The 14,409-nt window shown below is 47.4% G+C and carries 16 protein-coding genes and 1 other annotated feature; of the genes, 15 read left to right on the top strand and 1 reads right to left on the bottom strand.

Annotation, left to right across the window (positions count from 1 at the left end; all coding sequences use genetic code 11):
* The first annotated feature begins 132 nt into the window (after window positions 1-132).
* From lrgA to MHB72_RS15980, 6 genes are all read left to right on the top strand, one after another.
* Window positions 133-546, top strand: coding sequence for an antiholin-like murein hydrolase modulator LrgA (lrgA, locus tag MHB72_RS16005; RefSeq protein ID WP_075212767.1), 414 nt, complete (start codon window positions 133-135; stop codon window positions 544-546).
* A gap of 23 nt (window positions 547-569) precedes the next feature.
* The gene (gene lrgB / locus MHB72_RS16000; RefSeq protein WP_075212766.1) at window positions 570-1,253 is read left to right on the top strand and encodes an antiholin-like protein LrgB; all 684 of its coding nucleotides are present in this window, start codon (window positions 570-572) and stop codon (window positions 1,251-1,253) included.
* 135 nt (window positions 1,254-1,388) lie between these two features.
* Window positions 1,389-1,521, top strand: a sequence feature (ribosomal protein L20 leader region).
* A 67-nt stretch (window positions 1,522-1,588) separates the two neighbouring features.
* Window positions 1,589-2,107, top strand: a complete 519-nt coding sequence (gene infC, locus MHB72_RS15995) for a translation initiation factor IF-3 (protein ID WP_145654358.1) — start codon at window positions 1,589-1,591, stop codon at window positions 2,105-2,107.
* 17 nt (window positions 2,108-2,124) lie between these two features.
* Complete coding sequence (gene rpmI / locus MHB72_RS15990; protein ID WP_003184267.1) at window positions 2,125-2,325, top strand: 50S ribosomal protein L35; 201 nt, start codon at window positions 2,125-2,127, stop codon at window positions 2,323-2,325.
* Between the two features lie 32 nt (window positions 2,326-2,357).
* Entirely contained in the window at window positions 2,358-2,717 is a 360-nt protein-coding gene (gene rplT, locus MHB72_RS15985; protein ID WP_003184266.1) for a 50S ribosomal protein L20, read from the top strand.
* 124 nt (window positions 2,718-2,841) lie between these two features.
* Window positions 2,842-3,105, top strand: coding sequence for a DUF1294 domain-containing protein (locus MHB72_RS15980; RefSeq protein WP_216919808.1), 264 nt, complete (start codon window positions 2,842-2,844; stop codon window positions 3,103-3,105).
* A gap of 15 nt (window positions 3,106-3,120) precedes the next feature.
* Here MHB72_RS15980 and MHB72_RS15975 read toward each other — a convergent pair whose 3' ends face one another.
* Window positions 3,121-3,522 carry a hypothetical protein gene (locus MHB72_RS15975; RefSeq protein ID WP_023855473.1) on the bottom strand — a complete coding sequence of 134 codons (402 nt, stop codon included), beginning with the start codon at window positions 3,520-3,522 and terminating at the stop codon, window positions 3,121-3,123.
* 173 nt (window positions 3,523-3,695) lie between these two features.
* On the opposite strand from MHB72_RS15975, the gene MHB72_RS15970 reads away from it, so the two are divergent.
* From MHB72_RS15970 to MHB72_RS15930, 9 genes are all read left to right on the top strand, one after another.
* The gene (locus tag MHB72_RS15970; RefSeq protein ID WP_020452527.1) at window positions 3,696-4,781 is read left to right on the top strand and encodes a M42 family metallopeptidase; all 1,086 of its coding nucleotides are present in this window, start codon (window positions 3,696-3,698) and stop codon (window positions 4,779-4,781) included.
* Window positions 4,782-4,930: 149 nt separating this feature from the next.
* Window positions 4,931-5,893 (top strand): glycoside hydrolase family 43 protein, encoded by a 963-nt coding sequence (locus MHB72_RS15965; RefSeq protein ID WP_216919809.1) that lies wholly within the window; start codon window positions 4,931-4,933, stop codon window positions 5,891-5,893.
* 261 nt (window positions 5,894-6,154) lie between these two features.
* Window positions 6,155-7,636 carry an L-arabinose isomerase gene (gene araA / locus MHB72_RS15960; RefSeq protein ID WP_035338198.1) on the top strand — a complete coding sequence of 494 codons (1,482 nt, stop codon included), beginning with the start codon at window positions 6,155-6,157 and terminating at the stop codon, window positions 7,634-7,636.
* A gap of 14 nt (window positions 7,637-7,650) precedes the next feature.
* A complete protein-coding gene (gene araB / locus MHB72_RS15955) occupies window positions 7,651-9,342 on the top strand; it encodes a ribulokinase (protein ID WP_216920268.1) in 1,692 nt (563 codons plus the stop codon).
* A gap of 15 nt (window positions 9,343-9,357) precedes the next feature.
* Window positions 9,358-10,044 carry an L-ribulose-5-phosphate 4-epimerase gene (araD, locus tag MHB72_RS15950; protein ID WP_020452523.1) on the top strand — a complete coding sequence of 229 codons (687 nt, stop codon included), beginning with the start codon at window positions 9,358-9,360 and terminating at the stop codon, window positions 10,042-10,044.
* 16 nt (window positions 10,045-10,060) lie between these two features.
* Entirely contained in the window at window positions 10,061-11,266 is a 1,206-nt protein-coding gene (locus MHB72_RS15945) for a sn-glycerol-1-phosphate dehydrogenase (protein ID WP_144498772.1), read from the top strand.
* A gap of 23 nt (window positions 11,267-11,289) precedes the next feature.
* On the top strand, window positions 11,290-12,567 hold the full coding sequence (locus MHB72_RS15940) for an ABC transporter substrate-binding protein (protein WP_106070691.1): 1,278 nt from the start codon (window positions 11,290-11,292) through the stop codon (window positions 12,565-12,567).
* Between the two features lie 30 nt (window positions 12,568-12,597).
* Entirely contained in the window at window positions 12,598-13,542 is a 945-nt protein-coding gene (locus MHB72_RS15935) for a carbohydrate ABC transporter permease (RefSeq protein ID WP_020452520.1), read from the top strand.
* Window positions 13,542-14,384, top strand: a complete 843-nt coding sequence (locus tag MHB72_RS15930; protein WP_020452519.1) for a carbohydrate ABC transporter permease — start codon at window positions 13,542-13,544, stop codon at window positions 14,382-14,384. Before MHB72_RS15935 ends, MHB72_RS15930 begins: the two co-directional genes overlap by 1 nt.
* Window positions 14,385-14,409 lie beyond the last annotated feature (25 nt).

Here is a 14,409-nt window from a genome sequence, read left to right as displayed (position 1 = left end):
GAAGAATAATTTGCATTTCAGCGTCCCGTTTCTGCAATTGAAGGGCGGTATCCGGCAAGTTATTTTGAAAACGCTTTTTTGGCCGGGGCCTTTTTATATAATGAACCCAACACAGCCAAAGAGGTGAACGAAATGAAGGGGAAAAAAGAATATGGCTTTTTAACTCAGGCATTTATTTTTGCTGTTATTATGTTTGTTTCAAACGGAATCGCCGCGATTCTGCCCATCCCGATTCCTCCGTCTGTCATCGGCTTGGTGATGTTGTTTGCATTGCTGTGTGCGAACGTGCTGAAGCTGGAACAAGTCGAATCGCTTGGCACGGCGCTCACTTCGCTGATCGGTTTTTTATTCGTTCCGTCGGGTATATCAGTGATGAACTCGCTCGGTGTCATGGAGAAATACGGGCTGCCGATCGTCCTCGTGATTTTCCTGGCCACCGTCATTCTGCTTGCAGCGACAGGCTTGTTTTCACAGTTCATCCTGTCTGCAAGCAAAAAGGACCGTCAGGACAACCGGGTTGAATCAGCCAAAAAAACAGCTTCTTGAATCGATAGGAGGTTATTAACGCTATGACACCTTATTTCGGTATCGTCGTTTCACTGGCCGCATTTGGCATCGGCACTTTTTTATTTAAAAAATCAAATGGTTTTTTCTTGTTCACGCCTCTGTTTGTCGCGATGATTCTTGGGATTGCATTTTTAAAAATCGGCGGTTTTTCATATGAGGACTACAAGAGCGGCGGAGACATCATTAAGTTCTTTTTGGAGCCCGCCACGATTGCGTTCGCCATTCCTTTATACAAACAGGTGGAAAGCCTGAAAAAATATTGGCTGCAAATCCTTGGCGCCATTATTGCGGGCTCTGTCTGCTCGGTTGCTGTCGTCTATCTGATCGCAAACGCGCTCCATCTTGACGGAGCCGTCATGAAAAGCATGCTGCCTCAGGCCGCCACGACCGCGATTGCGCTTCCTTTATCAAAAGGAATCGGCGGCATTCAAGATATCACGGCCTTCGCCGTCATCTTTAACGCAGTGATCGTCTATGCGCTCGGCGCGCTTTTTTTGAAGATCTTCAAAGTGCAGCATCCAATCGCCAAAGGGTTGGCGCTCGGAACATCAGGACATGCCCTCGGCGTCGCCGTCGGAATTGAAATGGGGGAAGTCGAAGCGGCAATGGCGAGTATTGCAGTTGTCGTCGTCGGCGTCGTGACCGTGTTTGTCGTTCCGTTATGTGTCCAAATGATCGGCGGATAGAGCCGGTGAAAGAAAAATAAAAAAATAGCATTGCTATTTTAAATGTGTCCTGATATAATAGCAAATGTTGTGATAAATTTTATATCTTGACTTGCAGGATTTGTTTATGTAAGATGGATAATGAATTGAATATATATCAACAAGCAGAAGCACCCGCTTCTCACCTGATTGACACATTCTTGTAGTTGGCAGGTTAAACGTACATTTCTTATTTTTCTATGCAATGTTCGCAGTGTGGGTGTTTCGATGCCCGCACTTTTTGTTTGCCTGTGGAATGCAAAGAAACGGTCAAAATGAGTTGTGAAATCAATTCAAAGATTCTATGGAGGTGGCTCATTATTAGCAAAGATCAATTGGTTAATGAGGGTATCCGTGCGCGTGAAGTTCGTTTGATCGGACAAAATGGCGATCAGCTTGGGATCAAATCCCGCCAGGAAGCACTGGAAATTGCAGGTCGCGCAAATCTTGACCTTGTGTTGGTTGCAGCGAATGCAAAACCGCCTGTATGCCGGATCATGGACTACGGAAAGTACAGATTCGAGCAGCAGAAGAAGGAAAAGGAAGCACGCAAAAATCAAAAAATCATTAACTTAAAAGAAGTTCGGCTGAGCCCTGGTATTGAAGAACATGATTTCAATACAAAGCTTCGCAACGCCATCAAGTTCCTGGAAAAAGGGGACAAAGTGAAAGCGTCCATCCGCTTTAAAGGCCGTGCGATCACGCACAAAGAAATCGGACAGCGCGTGCTGGACCGTTTCTCAGAAGCCTGCGCGGAAGTGGCGAATGTTGAAACGAAGCCGAAAATGGACGGCCGCAGCATGTTCTTGGTGCTCGCGCCTAAAACTGAAAAGTAATTAAGGAGGAAACATCCATGCCAAAAATGAAAACTCACCGCGGATCTGCGAAACGTTTTAAAAAGACAGGTTCCGGGAAACTGAAACGTTCTCATGCATATACAAGTCACTTGTTCGCAAATAAATCTCAAAAACAAAAGCGCAAGCTTCGCAAAAGCGCAGTCGTAAGCGCCGGCGATTTCAAACGCATCAAGCAGCAGCTTGCCAACATTAAGTAATTCGGAAAAGGTATAATTAGGAGGGAAATCTAATGCCAAGAGTAAAAGGCGGAACTGTTACACGCAAACGTCGTAAAAAGGTTCTCAAATTAGCAAAAGGTTATTTTGGTTCAAAACATACATTATATAAAGTAGCTAACCAGCAGGTTATGAAATCAGGAAACTACGCTTTCCGTGACCGTCGTCAGAAAAAACGCGATTTCCGCAAACTGTGGATCACTCGTATCAATGCTGCAGCACGCATGAACGGTCTTTCTTACAGCCGTTTGATGCACGGTCTTAAGCTTTCCGGTATCGAAGTAAACCGCAAAATGCTTGCTGACCTTGCTGTAAATGATTTGAACGCATTCAATCAGCTTGCAGACGCTGCTAAAGCGCAATTGAATAAATAATTGAAAAAGGCCGGAACCCGGCCTTTTTCTTTTGTTGTTAGAAGCTACTCGCGCGGGATGTGAAACGGTTCGTGAGACCGGCCGCCGCAAGCCCCCAACCGCGAAACAAGGAGAAATGAACAATATGACTCTCATATGGATTTACGCGATCCTCATAAACGGATACGGCTTTTTCTTAATGAAAGCAGACAAGCAAAAAGCGGTCACTGGGAAATGGAGGGTATCTGAGCGCCGCATCTGGCTCGTTGCGGCCGCTTTCGGATCCGGAGGCGTCTGGTTCGGGATGATGCGGTTCAGACATAAGACAAAACACCTTTCCTTCAGGCTTGGCATTCCTTTTTTGCTGGCCGTGCAAGCCGTTTTGACCTATTTTTATATGATGAATTAAAAAAGCAGACGAGGCTTATTGCTCTTCTGCTTTTTTGTTTCTCCACTTTTGAATGTTCGAATCCCAGTCGATTTTGCAATCGGGATAGTGGGCTTTAATGTTTTCTTCCAATTCTGCGAAGTCTTCTTCCGTGAAAGAGCTGAGCTTTTCTTCAGGCGCTTCCGTCCATACAAAAATCGTATGGATGAACAGCGGATGGTCTTTTGAAGGAATGTGTTTTTCTCCTTCGAAAAGCACGCCTTTAAATGTCAGCTTGAGATTTTTGCGTGCATTTTTCTGTTCGTCCAAAAAATAAAAGTGTTTTTTGGCCTGTGCTGATTTCAGCCTTCTGTCCGGACTCCCCAAAAATTGAACGGCCCTGTACACGACGTAAACCAAAAGCGCCAGCAAAGCCAGTCTCAATATGATGACAATCATGTTAAAACAGAACCTCCCTTGAACGTAATTTTGAGTATATCCCAATATATACGAACCAGTTCCCGCAAGGTTTCATTTTTTAACCAAAAAAGCTGTACAGAATATTGGTCGTATTGAAAAGGGATGTTTCTGTATAATAGTAAATGAGGGTTAATTAAGGAGGCTGTATAGAGATGGCAAAGCTTGATGAAACATTGACGATGCTAAAGGAATTAACAGATGCAAAAGGAATTCCTGCAAATGAAAAAGAACCCAGACAAGTCATGAAATCGTACATAGAACCGTTTGCCGACGAGGTTACGACAGACAGACTGGGAAGCTTAATCGCTAAAAAGACCGGACAGGCTGACGGACCGAAGATTATGATTGCCGGCCATCTTGATGAGGTCGGTTTTATGGTTACGCGGATCGATGACAGGGGTTATCTCCGCTTTCAGACGGTTGGAGGCTGGTGGAGCCAGGTCATGCTGGCGCAGCGTGTGACGGTCGTGACGAAGAAAGGCGATATCACCGGTATCATCGGTTCAAAACCTCCTCATGTCCTGTCTCAGGAGGCAAGAAAAAAATCGGTGGATATTAAAGATATGTTTATCGATATCGGAGCGTCGAACAGAGAGGAAGCGATGGAGTGGGGCGTTCTTCCGGGAGACCAGGTCGTTCCTTACTTTGAATTTACGGTGATGAATAATGAAAAAATGCTGCTTGCCAAAGCATGGGACAACCGTATCGGCTGCGCGATCGCGATCGATGTGCTGAAAAACCTGAAAGGAGCGGATCACCCGAATGTCGTCTACGGCGTCGGAACCGTACAGGAAGAAGTCGGACTGAGAGGCGCGAAAACCGCCGCGCATACGATCAAGCCTGATATTGCTTTCGGTGTTGACGTGGGAATCGCGGGTGATACACCGGGTATTACGGAAAAAGAGTCGACAAGCAAAATGGGAAAAGGCCCGCAGATCATCCTTTATGACGCTTCAATGGTGTCCCATAAAGGGCTTCGCGACTTTGTCACGAATGTTGCAGATGAAGCTGGCATTCCGTATCAATTTGACGCCCTCTCAGGCGGAGGAACAGATTCGGGCTCGATCCACCTTACCGCGAACGGAGTGCCTGCCCTGTCGATCACGATCGCGACAAGGTATATCCATACGCACGCGGCCATGCTTCACCGGGATGACTATGAACATGCGGTAAAATTAATTACCGAAGTGATTAAGCGATTGGATAAAGAGACGGTTCAAAATATTACGTTTGACTGATGAAAGATGTGGCTGACAGGCTTATTTTATAAGCTGTCAGCTTTTTTTGTAATGTCAAAGACAGCGTTTACATATATAAACATTGTTCGAAAAATTGACAAAGAAAGGGAGGCAGTTTTTTCATTTACAAGAACAGGAGTGTGATTTGAATGAAAAATGTGTTGCGGAGAATGTCTTTGACAGGATTGATGTTCGGACTGCTGCTGGCTTTTTTGATGCCTGAATCAGGCAAGGCTGCGTTTTGGGACACAAAGGGGGACAATTTCATCCATGACCCTTCCATCATTAAAGAGGGAAATACGTGGTATACATTTGGAACCGGGCTCGGTACAGGGCTGCGTGTCATTAAGTCAACCGACGGCAGAAACTGGAGTGCTGCCCCGAGTATTTTTCCAGCTCCATTGTCCTGGTGGAAGATGTACGTACCAAATTATGAACCGCATCAGTGGGCGCCGGATATCAGCTACTATAACGGCCGGTATTGGCTGTATTACTCTGTATCGTCTTTCGGTTCAAACACATCAGCGATAGGACTCGCATCGACAGACCGGATTTCATCCGGCCAATGGCGGGATGACGGGCTGGTCATCAGATCGACATCCGGTGATCAGTTTAATGCCATTGACCCTGATCTGGTTATTGACAAAGACGGGAATCCATGGCTCTCATTCGGTTCCTTTTGGACCGGCATCAAGCTAACAAGGCTTGATAAAAACACGATGAAGCCGACGGGAAGCCTGTATTCGATCGCCTCAAGGCCGAATAACGGCGGAGCGGTTGAAGCGCCGAACATTACCTACAAAGACGGCTACTATTACTTATTTGTCTCGTTTGACAGCTGCTGTAAAGGGGTGAACAGCACATATAAAATAGCGTACGGCCGTTCAACGAGCATTACGGGACCCTATTATGATAAAAGCGGCAAAAATATGATGAACGGCGGAGGGACGATCCTGGATTCCGGCAATGACCGCTGGAAAGGGCCGGGACATCAGGATGTTCTGAACAACTCGATCCTTGTCAGACACGCTTATGACGCGTTGGACAATGGTGTATCGAAGCTGCTCATCAACGACTTGTACTGGGATTCCCAAGGGTGGCCGACTTATTAACAGATGACGGGCGATTTTTCCGCCCGGTTTTTTTGTTCTGAAATCTGTCAAAAAAAATAAAAAACACACTGGAAATTAAATTGACAGTTTTTTTCAAAATGATATAATGAAGTTGTTCGTACAAATATGTTTTTGAGTTTAGTTGTACGTACATATAGTCGCGATAAGTTTGAGAATAAGGTATATCCATGTTTTTTTTGTAAGCGTTTTAATAGTTTGCTAATCTTTACACAGAAACCTTAAAGAAGAGGAGGAAGCTATTTGATTCAAAAAAAGACGCATGTATTTTGGTTTGTGACAGGCAGCCAGCATTTATATGGAGAAGAGGCCGTACAAGAGGTGGAAGAGCATTCCAAAATGATCTGCAACGGATTAAATGACGGACATTTAAGGTTTCAAGTCAAGTACAAAGCGGTGGCCACTTCGCTGGACGGCGTCAGAAAACTGTTTGAAGAGGCGAACCGGGACGAGGAGTGCGCGGGCATCATTACCTGGATGCATACGTTTTCACCGGCGAAAATGTGGATTCCGGGCCTGTCCGAGCTGAATAAGCCGCTGCTCCATTTTCATACCCAATTTAACCGGGACATTCCGTGGGATAGAATCGACATGGATTTCATGAATATTAATCAGTCTGCACACGGCGACCGCGAATACGGCTTTATCGGAGCGAGATTGGGCATTCCGCGAAAAGTCATTGCCGGGTATTGGGAAGACAGAGACGTCAAACACTCGATCGACAAATGGATGAGCGCAGCGGTCGCATATATTGAGAGCCGTCATATCAAAGTCGCCCGATTTGGGGACAACATGCGCAATGTGGCGGTAACAGAAGGAGATAAGATTGAAGCGCAGATTCAGCTTGGCTGGTCTGTCGACGGATATGGAATCGGCGACCTCGTCACAGAGATCAATACTGTATCAGAACAAAGTCTGAACGAGCTCATTTCCGAATATGAGGAGCTTTATGAGTGGCCGGAAGGCGAAGAGGCAAGGGAATCCGTCAAAGAGCAGGCGCGGATCGAGCTTGGATTAAAGCGCTTTCTTTCGAATGGGGGCTATACGGCCTTTACGACAACCTTTGAAGACCTCCACGGTATGAAGCAGCTTCCAGGTTTGGCCGTTCAGCGCCTGATGGCCGAAGGCTACGGTTTCGGAGGAGAAGGAGATTGGAAAACGGCTGCGCTCGTCAGGATGATGAAAGTGATGGCCGGCGGAAAAGAAACGTCATTTATGGAGGATTACACGTACCATTTTGAACCGGGCAATGAAATGATTCTCGGCTCCCACATGCTTGAAGTGTGCCCGTCGATTGCCGATCACAAACCGAGAATTGAAGTCCATCCGCTGTCAATGGGTGCAAAGGACGATCCGGCGCGGCTCGTGTTCGACGGAATTGCAGGCCCTGCGGTCAATGTCTCTCTCATCGATTTGGGCGGCCGTTTCAGGCTTGTCATCAATGAAGTGGAAGCTGAGAAGGTTCCGCATGATATGCCGAATCTTCCGGTGGCGCGCGTACTTTGGAAGCCGCAGCCGTCTTTGAGAACATCGGCTGAAGCGTGGATTTTGGCTGGCGGTGCGCATCATACATGCCTTTCGTATCAGCTGACAGCCGAGCAGATGCTCGATTGGGCCGAAATGTCAGGCATTGAAGCGGTGTTGATCAATCGCGATACGACGATTTTAAATCTTCGCAATGAACTTAAATGGAGTGAAGCTGCATATCGGCTTCGCAAGTTTTAAGGGGGTGAAGGCTTATCCCTTACACAATCGGAGTTGACTTTGGAACATTGTCAGGACGCGCTGTTCTCGTCGATGTCCGGACAGGTGAGGAAATCGCGACAGCTGTCAAAGAGTACACACACGGGGTGATAGACCGGGAGCTTCCCGTCTCAAAGCGAAAACTTCCGCGGGACTGGGCGCTCCAGCATCCGGCTGATTACATTGAAGTGCTGGAGGAAACGATTCCGAGCCTTTTAAAGCAGTCGAAAGCGGATCCGAAAGAAATCATCGGCATCGGAATCGATTTCACGGCTTGCACGATTTTGCCCGTTGACGAGAACGGCACTCCTCTTTGCATGAGGGAAGAGTATGCGTCAGAACCGCACAGCTATGTCAAGCTTTGGAAGCACCATGCTGCACAGGAGCAGGCGAATCGCTTGAATCAAATCGCGGAAGAAAGAAATGAACCTTTTCTTCAAACATACGGCGGGAAAATTTCTTCCGAGTGGCTCGTTCCAAAAGTGATGCAAATCGCGGAAGAAGCGCCTGTTATTTATGATGCTGCAGCCGAGATTATGGAAGCGGCCGACTGGATCGTCTATATGCTGTGCGGAACTAGAAAGCGCAACAATTGTACAGCGGGTTATAAAGCGATTTGGAACAATAAAAGCGGCTATCCTTCTGATGATTTCTTCGCAAGCCTGCATCCGAAGCTGAAAAATATCGTTCGCGAAAAATTAACAGAGGATATTTATTCTGTAGGTGAAAAAGCGGGCGGACTGACTGAAGAAATGGCCGGGAAGACAGGGCTTCTGGCTGGTACGGCGGTCGCTGTCGCAAATGTTGATGCGCATGTGTCAGTTCCGGCGGTCGGCATCACAGAGCCGGGCAAGATGCTGATGATCATGGGAACGTCTACCTGCCATATGCTGCTCGGTGAAGATGTCAGAATGGTGCCGGGAATGTGCGGTGTTGTTGAAAACGGGATTCTCCCGGGCTATGTCGGCTATGAAGCAGGCCAATCGTGCGTCGGCGACCATTTTCATTGGCTGATTCAACACTTTGTACCAGAAGCGTATATGAAAGAAGCTAAAGCCGAAGGGATTTCCATTTTCGAACTGCTGTCTCAAAAAGCTGACCGTCTCCAAATCGGCGAAAGCGGTTTGCTTGCATTGGATTGGTGGAACGGAAACCGTTCAACACTCGTTGATGCCGATCTGACAGGCATGCTGCTCGGTATGACGCTTGCCACTAAGCCTGAAGAGATATACCGTGCATTGGTTGAAGCGACTGCTTACGGGACGAGGATCATTATTGAAACGTTTAGACAAAGCGGCGTGCCGATCGAGGAGCTGTATGCCGCAGGAGGAATCGCCGAAAAAAATCCGTTTATCATGCAGATTTACGCGGATGTCACCAACATGGAAATCAAAATATCCGGATCTCCGCAGGCGCCGGCTTTAGGTTCTGCGATATTCGGAGCGCTCGCGGCCGGAAGCGTGAACGGCGGTTATGACCATATCGAAGAAGCAGTCGCACATATGGCCAAGATCAAGGATCAAACGTACAAACCAATTCCTGAAAACGTTGCCTTATACGATCGGCTTTATACGGAATACAAGGAGCTTTACACGTACTTCGGAAAGCAAAACAACGTGATGAAACGCCTTAAAAAATTGAAAAACATCCAGTCCATTAGTTCTGACACCGGTAAAGCGATGGCTTAAAGGGAGGAGAAAACTGTGCTGGAATCTTTGAAAGAACAAGTATTAAAAGCGAATTTGCAACTTGAAGAATACCGGCTTGTCACCTTTACATGGGGAAATGTCAGCGGTATTGACCGGGAGAATGAGCTGGTCGTCATCAAACCGAGCGGTGTCAAATACAGCGATTTGAAAGCCGAAGATTTAGTGGTTCTGAATATGGACGGCGAGATTGTAGAAGGGGATCTGAAGCCGTCTTCCGATACGCCGACACACCTCTATCTTTACCGGCAGTTTCAGTCGATCGGCGGGATCGTCCATACGCATTCTCCGTGGGCGACAAGCTGGGCGCAGTCAGGGAAGGATATTCCGTCACTCGGAACGACTCATGCCGACTACTACCACGGTGACATTCCGTGTACAAGAGAAATGAATCCTGAGGAGATCAGAGGTCAATACGAGTTGAATACAGGAAAAGTGATTGCCGAGACGTTCCGGCATCTGGACCCCCTGGCGATGCCCGGCGTTCTCGTGAACAATCACGGGCCGTTTTGCTGGGGGAAAGACGCCTTGGCGGCCGTACACAATGCTGTCGTCTTGGAAGAAGTCGCGAAGATGGCGTACCGCTCCCTGATGCTGAATCCGTCTCTTGAGCCGATTAAGAGCGCTTTGCAGGATAAGCACTATTTTCGCAAGCACGGGGCAGACGCGTATTACGGCCAATAGAGGAGGGAAGCTGTCAATGAAAGATTTGATCTCTTATGTGAAAGACACTTTGGGTGTATGCGAATGCGGAGCTGTTCATCATCCGCTTACAGTCGAAAAAATCGCGATCGGCGGCAAAGCTGTTGAGCAAGAATTGCCCGCTTTCGTGAAATATGCTTCCTATAAAAAAGCCGCTGTCATTTATGATGAAACGACCGGACGGATAGCCGGTAAGCGGATTGCGGCTCTTCTTGAAGAAACGGCTGAAACGGTTCATGTTCTGCTGGAAGCTAATGAAGCGGGCGATGTGACGGCGGATGAGCAAACATTAGTGAGTGCATTGATCGGTGTACCGATTGATGCGGATGTACTAATTGCGGCCGGAGCGGGCACGATTCACGACATCGTCAGGTTTTGCGCCTATCAGCGCGGCATCCCGTTTATTTCAGTTCCTACGGCTCCGTCGGTTGACGGTTTTACTTCAGCCGGAGCACCGCTGATTTTAAAAGGAAAGAAACAGACGGTTCAAACGACAGCGCCGATCGCGCTTTTTGCCGATTTGGAGCTCTTGTGTCAAGCGCCGCAGAACATGATAGCCGCAGGTTTTGGCGATATGCTCGGCAAGGAGACGTCGCTTGCGGATTGGGAAATTTCCCGCCTGATTGCCGATGAGCCGTATTGCCCGGCCGCCAGCCGGCTCACGAGGGAAGCGCTTGATCAATGCCTTGACCGAAAAGATGACATCGCCGCCAAGACGCGCGATGGGATTAAGAAATTGATGGAATCACTGATCCTTTCTGGTCTTGTCATGCTGGTTCTCGACCATTCAAGGCCGGCTTCCGGCGGCGAGCATCATCTTTCCCACTACCTTGAAATGAAAGCGTTGGAGAACAATAAGCGGCAAGTGCTCCACGGTGCTAAAGTCGGCTGCAGCGCCATCATGCTGACTGACATTTACCGATCTCTTATCGGTACAAGCCTGGGTGATCAACACGCTGAGCAAGCGATTCGCTCCGTTTATGAAAAGCTCCCTGACGGTAAGAAAATGGCAGAGTGGATGAGGCGTATCGGCGGGCCTGTATCTTTCAAAGAACTCGATGTTGAAGAAGAGCTGGTGAAAGAAGCGCTCGCATACGCCCATCAGCTCAGAGACCGGTATACAGGACTGAAAATCATCAATCAATACGGCCTTTTGCCGGGGCTTTTAGGCAAAGGACCAGGCGTGAAAGGGGTTAAAATGTGAAAAGGTTCCTTTCATCTATCTTTATGGTCACGGTCGCTGCATGTCTGCTTTTATCGGGGTGCAAGGCAAGTCCAGCCTCTGATCAAGCGGACGGCACCGAACTGACATTTTGGACATTCAACGGCCTTCATGAACAGTTTTATGCTGAGATGGTGAAAGAATGGAACAAAAAGTATCCCGAGCGAAAAATCAAATTAAATACAGTGGTGTATCCGTATGGACAGATGCATGACAATTTATCAATCTCGCTTTTAGCCGGGAAAGGGGTTCCAGATATTGCCGATGTTGAGCTGGGGCGCTATTCGAACTTTTTGAAGGGCTCTGACATTCCTCTTACAGATTTAACGCCGCTTGTGGAGGGCGAACGCGACAAGTTTGTTGAAGCGAGGCTGACGCTCTACAGCAAGAACGGCAAGCTTTACGGACTTGACACACATGTCGGAACAACCGTGATGTATTACAACATGGAAATGATGAATAAAGCAGGCGTTGATCCGGACGACATCAAAACGTGGGAAGATTACAGGGAAGCGGGCAAAAAGGTCGTCAAAGCTCTCGGAAAGCCGATGACAACGATTGAAACGACCGATCCGAATTCATTTCTGCCGCTGGTTTCCCAGCAGGGATCCGGTTACTTTGATGAGCAGGGGCGTTTGACATTAAACAATGAGACAAACGTAAAAACGCTCGAATTTTTAAAGACTTTAATTGAGAAAGACAAAATTGCCGTCACAACGCCCGGAGGTAATCATCACAGTGAAGAATACTACGGGTTTATGAACCAAGGCGGCGCGGCGTCTGTCTTAATGCCGATCTGGTATATGGGTCGTTTTTTGGATTATATGCCTGACTTGAAAGGGAAAATCGCGATCAGACCGTTGCCGGCATGGGAAGAAGGGGGAGACCGTTCAGCGGGAATGGGCGGAACGGCCACCGTGATTCCAAAACAGGCGAAAGAGGTCGATCTGGCCAAGGATTTCTTGAAATTTGCCAAAGCATCGAAAGAAGGCAACATCAAGCTGTGGACCGTGCTCGGATTCGATCCGCTCAGATGGGATGTGTGGGACTCGGACGAATTGAAAAAACCAAATCAATATACAGAATACTTTCAAAACGGACAACACATCTTTTCCGTGCTTCTTGACATAAAGGATGAGATCAATCCGCTTTACCTTACTGAGGATTATGCGAAGACTTCCGATCTCGTCAACAGAAACGTCCTGTACGAAGCGCTCAAAACGAAGAGCAAAACACCGAAAGAAGCATTGGACAAAGCAGCAGCTGAAGTGAAAGGGCAATAGTCTTTCATTACTGTAAAGCGAGGCGATAACTTGAAGACTGTTAAAACAGATACAGTGCATTCGTTTCCGCCGGTGAGCAGAAAAAGAAAGATCAGACGTTTATTATATTCAGCAAAAGCCGCACCCTACATTTTCACAGCACCTTTTGTACTCTCCTTCTGCATATTTTTTCTTTATCCGCTTATCAGCGTCGTCATCATGAGCTTTCAAAGCATTCTCCCCGGGGAAGTCCGCTTCATCGGGACGGAGAACTATCAAGCATTAAACAATCCTACATTTTATACCGCACTATTCAACACCGTAAAATACACCTTTTGGACATTGCTGATTTTAATACCTGTTCCTCTTATTCTGGCAGTCTTTTTAGATTCTAAACTCGTAAAGTTTAAAAACGTGTTCAAATCGGCTTTATTCATCCCGGCTCTGACGTCAACCATTGTGGCGGGGATTATTTTCAGGCTGATTTTTGGAGAAATGGATACATCGCTGGCGAATTCGATATTGGCTAAGTTTGGAGCTTCGCCGTACAACTGGCTGAACAACGAACATACCGGCATGTTTTTAATGGTGATGCTCGCATCCTGGAGATGGATGGGAATCAATGTCCTGTACTTTTTGGCGGGCTTGCAGAACGTTCCGAAAGAATTATATGAAGCTGCCGAAATCGACGGCGCAGGCACGTTCAAGAAGTTTTACCATATTACGCTTCCGTTTTTAAAGCCCGTCAGCGTCTACGTGCTGACGATCAGCATCATCGGCGGCTTCCGGATGTTTGAAGAAAGCTATGTGCTGTGGCAAAACAACTCTCCGGGCAACATCGGCCTGACGATGGTCGGATACATTTATCAGCAGGGGCTTGCCTACAACAACATGGGCTACGGCTCGGCGCTCGGCATCGTGCTCTTGATCATCATTTTCATCTGCAGCCTCATTTCATTAAAGCTGTCTGGATCTTTTAAAAAGGAGGGCTATTAATGCGTCCTGCCAGAGGCCTCAACATTGCGAAAGTTGCTCTGTTTCTGCTGTTTGCGATACTAAGCTTTTTGTTTGTGTTTCCGCTTTTCTGCCTTGTGCTCGGCTCGCTCAAACCATCTTCGGAATTGTTGCGCTTCGGCTTGAATTTAAAGCTGAGCCCTGAAATCCTGAGCCTTGACAATTACACATACTTGTTTAACGGAGGAAGCATTTATTTTCAATGGTTTTCGAACAGCTTGATTCTCGTGGTGATATCCACCGTGCTGACGCTCTTGTTTTCTTCAATGGTCGGATACGGGCTTGCCGTCTACGACTTTAAAGGAAAAAATCTCTTGTTTGTAGCTGTGCTCCTGATCATGATGGTGCCGATCGAAATTCTCATGCTGCCTTTATTTAAAATGACGGTTTCTCTTCATATTGTCGACACATACGCCGGTGTGATTCTGCCGTTTATCGTCTCGCCTGTCGCCGTGTTTTTCTTTAGACAGTATGCGCTCGGCCTGCCGAGAGATTTGCTTGATTCCGCGAGAATGGACGGCTGCACAGAGTTCGGCATTTACTTCAGGATTATGGCGCCCTTGATGAAGCCGGCATTTGGAGCGATGATCATTCTTCAATCCTTAAACAGCTGGAATAACTTCTTATGGCCGCTGATCGTTTTGCGATCGAAAGAAATGTTTACGCTCCCCATCGGACTGTCCGCTTTGCTCAGTCCGTACGGGAACAATTATGACATGTTGATTTCGGGTTCTGTGCTGGCGATTCTGCCCGTGATTCTCATTTTCCTGTTCTTCCAGAAGTACTTTATATCAGGTTTGACGGCGGGCGGAATTAAAGGCTGATCCACTATATATCATCTTGAAAGGA

This window comes from Bacillus sp. FSL K6-1284, assembly GCF_038002625.1.
In the GTDB taxonomy this organism is placed as follows: domain Bacteria; phylum Bacillota; class Bacilli; order Bacillales; family Bacillaceae; genus Bacillus; species Bacillus paralicheniformis.
Note: the sequence above shows the minus strand (reverse complement) of the source record. Positions and strands in the feature narration are given on the sequence as shown.

Bases quoted from the DNA above. Each gene is read 5' to 3' on its own strand.
- lrgA (WP_075212767.1), top strand. From the start codon at position 133: ATGAAGGGGAAAAAAGAATATGGCTTTTTAACTCAGGCATTTATTTTT.
- lrgB (WP_075212766.1), top strand. From the start codon at position 570: ATGACACCTTATTTCGGTATCGTCGTTTCACTGGCCGCATTTGGCATC.
- rpmI (WP_003184267.1), top strand. From the start codon at position 2,125: ATGCCAAAAATGAAAACTCACCGCGGATCTGCGAAACGTTTTAAAAAG.
- rplT (WP_003184266.1), top strand. From the start codon at position 2,358: ATGCCAAGAGTAAAAGGCGGAACTGTTACACGCAAACGTCGTAAAAAG.
- MHB72_RS15980 (WP_216919808.1), top strand. From the start codon at position 2,842: ATGACTCTCATATGGATTTACGCGATCCTCATAAACGGATACGGCTTT.
- MHB72_RS15975 (WP_023855473.1), bottom strand. From the start codon at position 3,522: ATGATTGTCATCATATTGAGACTGGCTTTGCTGGCGCTTTTGGTTTAC.
- MHB72_RS15970 (WP_020452527.1), top strand. From the start codon at position 3,696: ATGGCAAAGCTTGATGAAACATTGACGATGCTAAAGGAATTAACAGAT.
- MHB72_RS15965 (WP_216919809.1), top strand. From the start codon at position 4,931: ATGAAAAATGTGTTGCGGAGAATGTCTTTGACAGGATTGATGTTCGGA.
- MHB72_RS15945 (WP_144498772.1), top strand. From the start codon at position 10,061: ATGAAAGATTTGATCTCTTATGTGAAAGACACTTTGGGTGTATGCGAA.
- MHB72_RS15940 (WP_106070691.1), top strand. From the start codon at position 11,290: ATGGTCACGGTCGCTGCATGTCTGCTTTTATCGGGGTGCAAGGCAAGT.
- MHB72_RS15930 (WP_020452519.1), top strand. From the start codon at position 13,542: ATGCGTCCTGCCAGAGGCCTCAACATTGCGAAAGTTGCTCTGTTTCTG.